The organism is Limnohabitans sp. 63ED37-2, from assembly GCF_001412535.1.
Taxonomy (GTDB): Bacteria; Pseudomonadota; Gammaproteobacteria; order Burkholderiales; family Burkholderiaceae_C; genus Limnohabitans_A.
In genome coordinates this window covers 889018-901758 of the sequence record NZ_CP011774.1, presented here as the reverse complement: position 1 = coordinate 901758, position 12741 = coordinate 889018, and the positions used below count along the sequence as shown (strand labels likewise).

The following is a 12741-nucleotide window of genomic DNA, read 5'->3' as shown; positions in this document are numbered from 1 at the left end:
GATCAATGCGCCGCAGCCTGAATCTTGGCATCGGGCTTGACCGATCGCAGCAGCGCCAGCATCTCGCCCTCGATGCGATGCAGCGCCGCCTCGGTCTGACCCTCAAACCGCAGCACCAGAACAGGGGTGGTGTTAGAGGCGCGGATCAGGCCAAAACCATCAGGCCAGTCCACGCGCAAGCCGTCGATGTCACACACTTGGGCTGGCGCACTGAAGGCGCTGGCGGCCTGGGCTTGCAAGGCGCGGGTCACGCTGTGTGGCTCGCCTTCGGCGCAGGCCACGTTCAGCTCGGGCGTGCTGAAGCTGGTCGGCAATGCGTTGAGCACCGCGTTGGCATCTGGCGCTTTGCTCACAATCTCCAGCAACCGGCAACCAGCATAGGTGCCGTCGTCAAAGCCGTACCAACGCTCTTTGAAGAAGATGTGCCCACTCATCTCGCCCCCCAAAGGCGCCTGGCCGCCTGCGGCCTCGATGGCCCGCATTTGGGCCTTGATGAGCGAGTGCCCGGTTTTGTACATCAGGGCTTTGCCGCCAGCAGCCTCGATAGCCGGGGCCAGGCGCTGCGAACATTTGACGTCAAACAAGATGGTGCCGCCCGGCACGCGGCTGAGCACGTCTTGCGCAAACAGCTGCATCTGGCGGTCGGGGTAAATGTTGTTGCCGTCTTTCGTGACGATGCCTAAGCGGTCGCCATCGCCGTCAAAGGCCAGGCCCAATTCAGCCCCGGTGGTTTTCAGGGCGTTGATCAAGTCTTGCAGGTTTTCCGGCTTGCTCGGGTCGGGGTGGTGGTTGGGGAAGTTGCCATCGACTTCGCTGAACAACTCGATCACCTCGCAGCCCAGGGCCCGAAAAATGCCTGGGGCCGAAGCGCCCGCGATGCCATTGCCCGAGTCAACGACGATCTTCATGGGGCGTGCCAATCGGATGTCACCCACGATGCGCTGCGTGTAATCGGACAGCACGTCCAACTGCATGACGCTGCCGCCACCCTGCAACTGCCAGGTCTCGGCTTCCATCATCTGGCGCAGGCCCTGAATTTCGTCGCCGTAAATGGCGCGTCCGCCCAGCACCATCTTGAACCCGTTGTAGTCTTTGGGGTTGTGGCTGCCCGTGACCTGGATGCCGCTTTGGCACGCGGTGCTGGCCGCAAAGTAAAGCATGGGCGTGGTGGCCAGGCCGATGTCGATCACCCGAATGCCCGCCGCCACCAAACCACGAATCAGCGCCGCCGATAGGCTTGGTCCACTCAAGCGGCCATCACGACCCACGGCCACGGTGCTTTGGCCTTGGGCCATGGCGTGCGTGCCAAAGGCTTTACCCAAGCCCTCGGCCAATAGCTCGTTCAAGGTGGTCGGCACCACGCCGCGAATGTCGTAGGCTTTGAAGATGGAGGGTGTGATTTGCATGCGCTGTGCCTGTCCAAAAGCCGCTGGGGCTAGGGTGATACTTGGATCAAGATTGTAGGCGGGCCGCGTTACCATCTGCACTGTCCACCATGATTTTCAAAGGTCTTGCATGTCCTCCACCTTGAGCGCCCTTCGCATCGACAGCCCCTTGGGTCCGATCACCTTGGCGGCCAGTGCCCAAGGTTTGTGCGGCCTGTGGTTTGAGGGCCAAAAACACGGACCCAGCCAAGACCAACGCCAGCAGTGGGCAAGCGATGCGTCCAATCCGGTACTGCAAAGGGCCGCCGACCAGGTGCTGGCCTATCTGGGTGGGAAGACCCTGAAATGGGAAGGACCCTTGGACCTGTCGGCTGGCACACCGTTTCAACAATCGGTCTGGCAAGCCTTGCTGCGCATTCCCTCGGGCCAAAGCCAAACTTATGGCGAACTGGCCCGGCAACTGGCCCGGCCCCAAGCGGTGCGAGCCGTGGGCGCGGCCGTGGGGCGCAATCCGGTGAGTATCATCGTACCTTGCCACCGCGTCTTGGGTGCCGGTGGCCAACTCACGGGCTACGCAGGCGGGCTGTGGCGCAAACAAGCGTTGCTGCAGCTGGAAGGCCATCCTGGCATCTGACTTTTTTCTCCATGCATGTTTCTCCCGCCAAAGGCTGGCTGGCCGACTTTCTGATCCTGGCCGCCATCTGGGGCTCGTCCTTTTTGTTCATGCGCTTGGCCGCCGTCGAGTTGGGCCCAATGCCCACCGCCGCCATTCGGGTGGCCATTGCGGCGACTTTTTTGCTGCCCATCATGCTGGCCAAAGGCCACTGGGGCGAGTTACGCCAGCACTGGAAGCCTGTGCTCTTTGTTGGGGCGCTCAACAGCGGTATCCCCTTTGCTTTGTATTCCTTTGCGGTGCTGCACATCACCACCGGTTTTTCCTCCATCCTGAACGCCACAGTGCCCTTGTTTGGCGCGGTCGTAGCTTGGCTTTGGCTGGGGGACAAGCCCACCGTGTCGCGCACAGTGGGGCTGGCCATCGGTTTTGGTGGCGTGGTGCTGCTGGCCGGGGGCCAAGCGAGCTTCAAGCCCAACGACTCGGGCATTGCCCCGGCTTGGGCGGTGGCCGCGTGTCTGGCCGCGACCACCTGTTATGCCTTGGCCGCGAGTTTCACCAAAAAACACATCCCCAGCCTGCCGCCGCTGGTCACCGCCACCGGCAGCCAGATCGGGGCCACCCTGGTCTTGGTCTTGCCCGCGCTGTGGTATCGACCTGATCACTGGCCCAGCACCTCGGTCTGGTGGTCCTTGCTGGTGGTAGGGGTGCTGTGCACCGGGGTGGCCTACATCCTGTACTTCAAGCTGATAGAGAACTCCGGGCCCGCGCGGGCGCTGACAGTCACCTTCTTGGTGCCGGTGTTTGCCATCGCTTACGGTGTGCTGTTTTTGGGCGAGAGCGTGACGGCTTGGATGCTGCTGTGCGGCGCGGTGATTCTGACGGGCACGGCCCTGTCCTGTGGTCTGGTCAAGCTGCCGGGGCGGTGATACGTGGGTGAATGTGCACCCGCTGCTCACGCTGGACCACATCCCTGGCCCTGAGCTGCCCACAGCCCCCATCCACGTCCTGCCCGGCTGACTGCCGCAGCTTGGTCAACACCCCGCGCTGGTGCAAGGTGCGGGCGATCTCGGCGGCACGCTCCCAACTCGGCCGGGCATAGGGCAAATCGGGCACCGCGTTGTAGGGGATCATGTTCATCAGCGCGTATTTACCCTTGAGCAAGCGCACGATGCCGTCGATCTCTTCGGCACTGTCGTTCACGCCCTCGATCAGCGTCCACTGGTACTGGATCGGGTAGCCCGTCGCACGGGCATAGACCTCGCCCGCCTCGACCAAGTCTTGCGGGTCAAAACGCGGGGCACGCGGCAGCAGTTGCGCCCGCAAGTCGGCCCGGGTGGTGTGCAGTGAAAGCGCCAGCGCGGGTTTGACACGCCATTGCGGCAAGCGCTCGAACACCCGCGCATCGCCCACGGTGGAAAACACCAAATTCTTGTGCCCGATGTTGCCCACCGTGCCCAGCAAGTCGATGGCTTCCATCACCGCATCCAGGTTGTGCGCGGGCTCGCCCATGCCCATGAACACCACTTTTTTGACGGGCCTGAGCGTGCGGGCCAAGGCGACCTGCGCCACGATCTCTGCGCTACCCACCTGCCGAATCAAACCTTCGCGCCCGGTCATGCAAAACACACAACCCACGGCGCAACCCACCTGGGACGACACACACAGGCCATCACGCGGCAAGAGCACACTTTCCACGGTTTGGCCGTCTTGCAGGCCGACCAGCAATCGGGCCGAACCGTCTTGGCCCTGGTGCTGCTCGCGCAGCGTGACCAGGCCACTCAGCGTTTGGCTGAGCGCTGGCAAAGCCTCGCGCACGGCGGTGGGCATGAAGCTCTCCAGCGGTCTGCGGCCACTGTCCTGCGGCTTGGCTTGGGTCCAAAGGCGCAGCACGCGCTGCTCGTGCAGGGCGTTGGCCCCCAGAGTACGCAAGTGGTCACGGATGTCCTGAACGCTGTGCATCGGCTACAAATGCAGGGGTTTCAGTAATGGGGCGGAATTTCGTCGCGCAGGTTGCGCATTTCAGCACCGCCGCCCGATTCGGGCAGGCGATCCCGCATCTGGCGCAGCTCTTGAATCAGCGCGTCAATTTGCTGCTGCTGGCGGTACACCTGTGCATTGAGCTGGTCAAGCAGGTCTTCAGTGAAACCTGCCTTGATTTCCAAGTCAATCAAGCGGTTTTCGATCGGAGTGGGGATGTCCATGGGCTGTATTGGACATGATTTTGGACTGGGCTCTGACATCTTTTATAATTTCCACATCGCCGAGTTATCTGAACTACTTGCAGGGCGATTCATAAATTCTGCTAAAGCGTTCGCCAGGCTCCGGGTTAACAGGGTCGGCAACGCCGACAAACCTGTAAAACTTTAGGAGCTTTTTTCATGTCCAGCAATTTCCTCTTCACCTCGGAATCCGTTTCAGAGGGCCACCCCGACAAGGTTGCCGACCAAATTTCTGACGCGATCCTCGACGCGATCTTCGAGCAAGACCCCCGCAGCCGCGTGGCCGCCGAGACCCTGACCAACACCGGTCTGGTCGTTCTGGCGGGTGAGATCACCACCAACGCCCACGTTGACTACATCCAAGTCGCCCGCGACACCATCAAGCGCATCGGCTACGACAACACCGACTACGGCATCGACTACAAAGGCTGCGCCGTCATGGTTTGCTACGACAAGCAGTCCAACGACATCGCCCAAGGCGTGGACCACGCGTCCGACGACCACCTCAACATCGGCGCGGGTGACCAAGGCCTGATGTTCGGCTACGCCTGCAGCGAAACGCCCGAGCTGATGCCCGCCCCCATTTATTACGCCCACCGCCTGGTCGAGCGCCAGGCCCAGCTGCGCAAAGACGGCCGTCTGCCCTTCTTGCGCCCCGACGCCAAGAGCCAGGTGACCATGCGCTATGTGGACGGCAAGCCCCACAGCATCGACACCGTGGTGCTGTCCACCCAGCACAGCCCTGACCAGTCTGAGACATCGACCAAGATGAAGGCCAGCTTCACCGAAGCCATCATCGAAGAGATCATCAAGCCCGTGCTGCCCAAAGAGTGGCTGCAAGACACCAAGTACCTGATCAACCCGACAGGCCGCTTTGTCATTGGCGGCCCCCAGGGTGATTGCGGCCTCACAGGTCGCAAGATCATCGTCGACACCTACGGCGGCGCTTGCCCCCACGGCGGTGGTGCCTTCAGTGGCAAAGACCCGTCGAAAGTGGACCGCTCGGCCGCTTACGCCGCCCGCTATGTGGCCAAAAACATCGTGGCCGCAGGCTTGGCCACCAAGTGCCAAATCCAAGTGGCTTACGCCATCGGCGTGGCACGCCCGATGAACATCACGGTGAACACCGAAGGCACAGGCGTGATCTCTGACGACAAGCTGGCCGCTTTGGTCGCCGAGCACTTTGACCTGCGCCCCAAAGGCATCATTCAGATGCTCGACTTGCTGCGCCCCATCTACAGCAAGACCGCCGCTTATGGCCACTTTGGCCGCGACGAGCCCGACTTCACCTGGGAGCGCACCGACCGCGCGGCTGCTTTGAAGGCCGCTGCCGGCCTGTAAGCCATCCGGCCTTTGGCTGACCCGACCGCTCAACATCCGTTGAGCGGTTTTTTTACGCCTGTGAATCCTTGGTCACATGCACCTCAGGTACACGCCCTGCGTGCCACTGACCGTCCAAGGCACGTTCGATCTGCGCGGCCAGTTGCAACAACAGGCCGTCGTTGGCTTGGCGGGCCTGCGCATGAATGCCCAAAGGCAAGCCGTTTTCTTGCCAAGCCATGGGCATTGAAATGCCCGGCATGCCGCACAGATTGGTCAACGGGGTGTAGGCAAAGTTGCACCACAGGTGGTTGAACCAATCGAGCACCGACGGGTTGTCGCTGGTCGTCAAATATTCCACCGTGCCCATTTTGGGTGTGGGCAAAGCGGTGATGGGCGTGAGGATAATGTCCCAGTCTTCAAAGAACTGACCAAACGCCCGCGAGGTGGTGTTGAACACCGCCTGCATGCGGGCCCGCTCGGTGAAGCTGGTGTTCAGGCCCATTTCCCAAATCTTGATGTTGATCGGCTCGACCAGATCCGCTGGTGGGCGCGTCAGGCCCCGAGGGGCCAACAAGTTGGAAATCGTCTGCGCGAAGTTGCTGATGTAACAGGTGGTTTGCGCATCAAACGCGGCCCTGAAATCCACCTCGGGCAAGGCCCAGTCCACCTGGTGGCCCAGGCCCTCCAAAAAGCGCCCCACGCGCTCCAACTCAGCCACAAAATGCGGCACGGCCCGAAAGTCGCCCCACTCGTGTGACAGCGCAATGCGCAGACGCGGCGGGTCACGCTGGATCAAGGTGCTGTAAGGCTCTGCGGGCATCCAGTAAGGCATGAATTCCCCCGGCGCCCCGCCACGGCAGTGGTCCACAAAAGCGGCCGTGTCACGCACTGTGCGACTTTGGCAGCCTTGGGTCGAGACCAGCCCAGTCAAGTCTGACGCAGCAGGCGCGATCGAGAACACCCCGCGTGAAGGCTTCAAACCGATGTTGCCGTTGGCCCCAGCCGGGATGCGGATGGAGCCGCCGCCGTCGGTGGCGTGCGAGAGCGGCAGCACACCGGCTGCCAAGGCCACCGCCGTTCCGGCAGAAGACCCGTAACTGGTGTACTCGGGGTCCCAGGGATTGCGGGTCACATACACCGCCGGGTTTTCGGCCGAGCTGCACACCCCGAACTCGGGTGTGGTGGTGCGACCGATGATGTTCAGGCCCGCACGGCGCATTTGTCCGGTGATGAAAGTGTCTGCCGTGGCGCGGTTGCCGCGCATCATCTGGGCCCCCATCTCCTGCAAGCGCCCCTTGAGAGTTGGCCCCAGGTCCTTCATGAAAAAAGGCACCCCTGCAAACGGCCCCTCAGGGTTCAGTCCGTCTTTGAGTGGGTCGGCCACCACATCGTCAAACACCTCGACCACCGCTTGCACCGCCGGATTGATCAGGGCCACCCCGGTCGCCGCCTGTTGGGCCAACTCAGCAGGGGACACATCGCCCCGCCGCACGCATTCGGCCAGGGCCACCGCGTCATGTTGGACCCACTCTTGCCACGTCATTGCCAAAGTCATCGCCGCCATCCTTGCTCTTGCATCTGCACAGCACGCGCCAAAGTCGGTACGCACCTGTTCAGTCAAAATTATTTTGCAGCACCCGATAGAGCCCTCATGTACCGAAGGCGACCCGTGATTTGAAACCGCGATCAGGCAAAAAAAACCAAGCCCGAGAGCTTGGTTTTTGGATGGTTTGGTGGAGCTGGGGGGATTTGAACCCCCGTCCATAAGTCTTTTTCGTACAGTTCTACATGTGTAGTCGTCTGATTTGAGTCTCGCCAGATGCACCGCGCAGCGACACGCTGAACACCCAGCCAGTACCCTTTTTTCTCACACCACCCCAAGGTACCCGAGGTGATGCCAGCCCATATGTTTTACCTTGCAGCCAGGACTTTGAGGGGTTTAACCCCCTCATCACCCTAACCCAGCCTATCGGCCAACTGTTGCAAGGCTCACCGGATTAAGCGGCGAGTGCGAAACGTTCGTCGTTTGCAGTTAGTTTTTTTTCCGAAGATTAACGAGGATCAGAACCTCGACATGCCCTGCCACGCGTCCGAACCCATGTCGAAACCAGTGCAGCCCCTGAGCATCCTATTTTAGGCGCTCTGGAGGAATTTCAAGAGCTCAATTGGAGAATCGATGTGCAAATGCGCGTTCCAGCGCGAAATATCGGTCTGTTGGCCCAAATAACCGTAAGTGGCGGCCACCGTGCCCATGCCCGCGGCCAAGCCCGCCACAATGTCGCGCTCATCATCTCCCACGTACACGCAGCGCGCCGGGTCCACCGACAAGCGCCGGGCCGCCTCGAACAAAGGCTCTGGATGCGGTTTGGCATGCGGTGTGGTGTTGCCGCTAACAATGGTCCCTGCCGTGGCAAACAAGGGCATGGCCGAGGTCAGCGGATCGGTGAATCGGTTGGACTTGTTAGTCACCACGCCCCAGGGCAGTTCTAGGGCCACAAGGCGTTCGATCATGTCAACCACGCCATCGAAGATCCGGGTGCGCTCGGTCATGCAGTTTTCGTAGTTGACGAAAAACTCTTCTTTCATGGCCTCGAAATCAGGGTGCTCGGGCGTCATGCCAAAAGCGATGCCCAACATGCCACGTGCCCCCGCACCGGCCATGTGCCGGTAATGCTCCAGAGGGAAGGACGACAAACCGCGATCCACCCTCATTTTGTCCACTGCAGCCCCCAAATCCGGGGCGCTGTCGATCAGGGTGCCGTCCAGGTCAAACAACACAGCATGTACGTTCTGGAACATGGTCAGGCTTTCCGGCAAGCAAGCAAATAGTTCACGCTGGTGTCTTGGCTGAGCCAATAACGCTTGGTGAAGGGGTTGTATTCCATGCCCTTGAAGCCTTGGGCATCCAACCCGGCTTCACGCGCCCAAGACGTGAGTTCGCTGGGCTTGATCAGGCGAGCGAACTCGTGTGTGCCTTTGGGCAAGAGTTTCAGAATGTATTCAGCCCCGACGATCGCAAACAGAAAGGACTTGGGGTTGCGGTTGAGCGTGGAAAAGAAGACCCAGCCGCCGGGTTTGACCAGTTGTGCGCAGGCTTTGACCACCGCAGCCGGATCTGGCACGTGTTCCAGCATTTCCATGCAAGTGACCACATCGAACTGCTGGGCTTGCTCTGCGGCCAAGGCTTCGGCACTGACTTCACGGTACTGCACGCCTTGTGTACCGGCTTCGAGCGCATGCAACTGCGCCACTTTGAGGGATTTGGTGGCCAGGTCCACGCCCAGCACCTGCGCGCCCTTACGGGCCATGGCATCGGCCAAAATGCCGCCGCCGCAACCAATGTCCACCACTTTTAAACCCGTCAAGGGCACCAAACCGTTGATCCACTCCAGGCGCAATGGATTAATCTGGTGCAGGGGCCGGAATTCGCTTTCAGGGTCCCACCAGCGGTGGGCCAGTTCTGAAAATTTGGCCAGTTCGGCCGGATCAACGTTGGTGTGGCTTGTAGTCATGGGCTCTGATTGTCAATGAACAGGCCCCTGGCCTGAACGACAGACGAAAAAAAGCCCCATTGCTGGGGCTTTTTTGATCTTGGGGCTGATCAGTTAGGGCGTGTACCGACCACTTCGATTTCCACGCGGCGGTTCTTAGAACGACCGGCAGAGGTCTTGTTGTCAGCCACAGGCTGCTTCTCACCTTTGCCTTCGGTGTAGACGCGGTTCTTTTCGATGCCCTTGGACACCAAATAGGCCTTCACTGCGTCAGAACGCTTGACCGACAGCTTCTGGTTGTAAGCGTCAGAACCCACGGAGTCGGTGTGACCCACAGCGATGATGACTTCCAGGTTGATGCCCTTGACTTTGCCAACCAGATCGTCCAGCTTGGCTTTGCCTTCGGCCTTCAGGACCGACTTGTCGAAGTCGAAGAAAGCGTCAGCAGCGTAAGTGACTTTGGTGGCGGCTGCTGGTGGAGGAGCGGCTGGGCGTGGAGCAGCAGGAGCTGGAGCGGGTGCTGCTGCAGCTGGAGCTGCAGGACGAGCAGCTGGGGCTGGTGCTGGGGCAGCTGCAGGAGCAGCTGGCTTAGCCACAATCGCGCCATCGCAGCCAGCCGCTGCAGTAGCAGGAGTCCAGTTGGCATCACGCCAGCACAGTTCGTTGGTACCGTTTTTCCAGACCAGGTCGCCTGTGCCGTTGCGCCAGTTGTCAATGGTTTGCGCACCAGCAGCAGATGCGAGCGCTGCCGAGGCCAACAACATCGCCACTTTGTTCAGTTTTTTCATGGTCTTCCTCTTGAGGGGTAAAGCCGCAGACGGGCTGCGAAAAAAAGACGCTGCAGATGACCGTCACCCGCTGCGTTGTTTTTATTGTGCCATAGACACAGCAGGGCTTAGTCAAATGCAGGACAGACAGCAAAAGGTGAACACAATTGCATGCCAAATGTTGCATGGACGCGACAACCGCTTGCACCTAAAATGGACGGTTTCCACCGCGTTAATTTTGCTCCTCTACATATGACCCAGTTCGCCAAAGAAACACTGCCCATCAGTCTAGAAGAGGAAATGCGGCGCAGTTACCTCGATTACGCCATGAGCGTGATCGTGGGCCGCGCCCTGCCCGATGCGCGCGACGGCTTAAAACCCGTCCATCGCAGGGTGTTGTTCGCCATGCATGAGCTGAACAACGACTGGAACCGCCCCTACAAGAAGTCGGCCCGTATCGTGGGTGACGTGATTGGTAAGTACCACCCCCACGGTGACCAATCGGTTTACGACACCATCGTGCGCATGGCCCAAGACTTTTCCATGCGCCACATGCTGGTGGACGGTCAAGGCAATTTCGGCTCGGTGGATGGCGACAATGCGGCGGCCATGCGTTACACCGAAATCCGCTTGGCCAAAATCGCCCACGAAATGCTGGCGGACATCGACAAGGAAACCGTCGACTTCGGCCCCAACTACGACGGCTCCGAAAAAGAGCCCTTGGTGTTGCCCTCGCGCCTGCCCAATCTGCTGATCAACGGCTCGGGCGGTATTGCAGTCGGTATGGCCACCAACATCCCACCGCACAACCTGAACGAGGTGGTGGACGCTTGCCTGCACCTGCTGCGCAACCCAGAAGCCTCGATCGACGAGCTGATGGAAATTGTGCCCGCGCCCGACTTCCCGACAGGGGCCATCATTTACGGCATGACCGGTGTCAAGGAGGGCTACCGCACGGGCCGTGGCCGGGTGGTCATGCGGGCCAAGTGCCACTTCGAAGACATCGACAAAGGCCAGCGCCAGTGCATCGTGGTCGATGAATTGCCCTACCAGGTCAACAAAAAGACCCTCCAAGAGCGCATGGCCGAATTGGTGCACGAAAAGAAGATCGAGGACATCAGCCACATTCAAGACGAGTCCGATAAGTCCGGCATGCGCTTGGTGATCGAACTCAAGCGCGGCGCAGTCCCTGAGGTGGTACTGAACAACCTGTTCAAACAAACCCAGCTGCAAGACACCTTCGGCATGAACATGGTGGCCCTGATCGACGGCCAACCCAAGCTGTGCAACCTGAAAGACCTGATCCAAGTCTTTTTGCAGCACCGCCGCGAAGTGGTGACACGCCGCACGGTGTTCGAGCTGCGCAAAGCGCGTGACCGGGGCCATGTGCTAGAAGGCTTGGCCGTGGCCTTGGCCAACATCGACGACTTCATCGCGATCATCCGTGGCGCCCCCACGCCGCCTGTGGCCAAGGCCGAGTTGATGACCCGCGCCTGGGACAGCCAGATGGTGCGCACCATGTTGACCCGCGCCCGGGACGACGGCTCGGTGGTGAACGCCGACGACTACCGCCCGGAAGGTCTGGAGCGCGAATACGGTTTGGGCCAGGACGGCCTGTACCGCCTGTCGGACACACAAGCGCAAGAGATTTTGCAGATGCGTCTCCAGCGCCTGACCGGTCTGGAACAAGACAAGATCGTTGCCGAGTACAAAGAGGTCATGTCCGAGATCGAAGACCTGCTGGACATCCTGGCCAAGCCTGAGCGCGTGTCCACCATCATTGGTGACGAGTTGGGCACCGTGCGCCAAGAATTTGGCCAGACCAAAATCGGTGCTCGCCGCAGCGAGATCGAGCACAGCGCACAAGACCTGTCGACCGAAGACCTGATCACCCCCACCGACATGGTCGTGACCCTGTCGCACAGCGGCTACATCAAGAGCCAACCCCTGTCTGAATACCGTGCGCAAAAGCGTGGCGGACGGGGCAAACAAGCGGCGGCCACCAAAGAGGACGACTGGATCGACCAACTCTTCATCGCCAACACACACGACTATTTGCTGTGCTTCTCCAACCGGGGCCGTTTGTATTGGCTCAAAGTCTGGGAAGTGCCTGCGGGTTCACGCGGTTCACGCGGTCGCCCGATCGTCAACATGTTCCCGCTGCAAGAAGGCGAAAAGATCAACGTGGTGCTGGCCTTGACGGGCGAAGCGCGCACCTTCCCCGACAACCAATATGTGTTCATGGCCACCTCCATGGGCACGGTCAAAAAGACATCCTTGGACGAATTCAGCAACCCGCGTAAGGGCGGCATCATTGCTGTCAACCTGGACGAAGGCGACTTCTTGATTGGTGCAGCCCTCACGGACGGCAAGCACGACGTGATGCTGTTCAGCGACGGCGGCAAGGCTGTGCGTTTTGACGAAAACGATGTGCGCCCATTGGGTCGCAGTGCACGCGGTGTGCGCGGCATGATGATCGAGGACCACCAAAGCGTGATCGCCATGCTGGTGTCAGAACAAGAAGATCCTGCCGCTGCCGCAGACGACACCGTTGCCCGCGCGAGCGTGTTGACCGCCACCGAAAACGGCTACGGCAAACGCACCAACATCAGTGAGTACACCCGTCACGGCCGTGGCACCAAGGGCATGATCGCCATCCAACAATCCGAGCGCAACGGCAAAGTCGTGGCGGCCACCTTGGTTCAAGCCGAAGACGAAATCATGCTCATCACCGACACGGGTGTTTTGGTGCGCACCCGCGTGTCCGAGATCCGTGAAATGGGCCGCGCCACACAGGGCGTGACCTTGATCGGTTTGGACGAGGGTGCCAAGCTCAGCGGTTTGCAACGCATTGTGGAAAACGATGCCAATGTGAGCGAAGGTGAAGCCGGTGATGCCGATGCAGCAGCGGACGACAGCGCACCCGCAGCGGAATAAGTG

General features: G+C 60.3%; 11 protein-coding genes and 1 other RNA gene. 4 read left to right on the top strand and 8 right to left on the bottom strand.

Annotated elements, in window-relative coordinates:
- Positions 1-2 precede the first annotated feature (2 nt).
- Positions 3-1406, bottom strand: a complete 1404-nt coding sequence (locus L63ED372_RS04305; protein ID WP_062403756.1) for a phosphomannomutase/phosphoglucomutase — start codon at positions 1404-1406, stop codon at positions 3-5.
- Positions 1407-1515: 109 nt separating this feature from the next.
- Here L63ED372_RS04305 and L63ED372_RS04300 point away from each other — a divergent pair, with 109 nt between their 5' ends.
- Complete coding sequence (locus L63ED372_RS04300; RefSeq protein ID WP_062403754.1) at positions 1516-2019, top strand: methylated-DNA--[protein]-cysteine S-methyltransferase; 504 nt, start codon at positions 1516-1518, stop codon at positions 2017-2019.
- Positions 2020-2030: 11 nt separating this feature from the next.
- On the top strand, positions 2031-2927 hold the full coding sequence (locus L63ED372_RS04295; protein WP_062403752.1) for a DMT family transporter: 897 nt from the start codon (positions 2031-2033) through the stop codon (positions 2925-2927).
- Here the strand turns inward: L63ED372_RS04295 and L63ED372_RS04290 are convergent.
- The gene (locus L63ED372_RS04290; protein ID WP_062403750.1) at positions 2908-3960 is read right to left on the bottom strand and encodes an RNA methyltransferase; all 1053 of its coding nucleotides are present in this window, start codon (positions 3958-3960) and stop codon (positions 2908-2910) included. The two genes, L63ED372_RS04295 and L63ED372_RS04290, sit on opposite strands and share 20 nt — an antisense overlap.
- A gap of 20 nt (positions 3961-3980) precedes the next feature.
- Entirely contained in the window at positions 3981-4202 is a 222-nt protein-coding gene (locus L63ED372_RS04285; RefSeq protein ID WP_062403748.1) for a SlyX family protein, read from the bottom strand.
- A 177-nt stretch (positions 4203-4379) separates the two neighbouring features.
- Here L63ED372_RS04285 and metK point away from each other — a divergent pair, with 177 nt between their 5' ends.
- A complete protein-coding gene (gene metK / locus L63ED372_RS04280) occupies positions 4380-5561 on the top strand; it encodes a methionine adenosyltransferase (protein WP_062403746.1) in 1182 nt (393 codons plus the stop codon).
- Positions 5562-5613: 52 nt separating this feature from the next.
- Here metK and L63ED372_RS04275 read toward each other — a convergent pair whose 3' ends face one another.
- From L63ED372_RS04275 to ompA, 5 genes are all read right to left on the bottom strand, one after another.
- Positions 5614-7098 carry an amidase gene (locus L63ED372_RS04275; RefSeq protein WP_062407621.1) on the bottom strand — a complete coding sequence of 495 codons (1485 nt, stop codon included), beginning with the start codon at positions 7096-7098 and terminating at the stop codon, positions 5614-5616.
- A 176-nt stretch (positions 7099-7274) separates the two neighbouring features.
- Positions 7275-7663, bottom strand: a transfer-messenger RNA (tmRNA) gene (gene ssrA, locus L63ED372_RS04270).
- 13 nt (positions 7664-7676) lie between these two features.
- Positions 7677-8342, bottom strand: coding sequence for an HAD-IA family hydrolase (locus tag L63ED372_RS04265; protein ID WP_062403744.1), 666 nt, complete (start codon positions 8340-8342; stop codon positions 7677-7679).
- Between the two features lie 2 nt (positions 8343-8344).
- Complete coding sequence (gene ubiG, locus L63ED372_RS04260) at positions 8345-9055, bottom strand: bifunctional 2-polyprenyl-6-hydroxyphenol methylase/3-demethylubiquinol 3-O-methyltransferase UbiG (RefSeq protein WP_062403742.1); 711 nt, start codon at positions 9053-9055, stop codon at positions 8345-8347.
- Between the two features lie 89 nt (positions 9056-9144).
- Positions 9145-9822, bottom strand: coding sequence for an outer membrane protein OmpA (gene ompA / locus L63ED372_RS04255; protein WP_062403740.1), 678 nt, complete (start codon positions 9820-9822; stop codon positions 9145-9147).
- Positions 9823-10053: 231 nt separating this feature from the next.
- Between ompA and gyrA the strand changes: the two genes are divergently transcribed.
- Positions 10054-12738 (top strand): DNA gyrase subunit A, encoded by a 2685-nt coding sequence (gyrA, locus tag L63ED372_RS04245; RefSeq protein WP_062403735.1) that lies wholly within the window; start codon positions 10054-10056, stop codon positions 12736-12738.
- Positions 12739-12741: the final 3 nt, after the last annotated feature.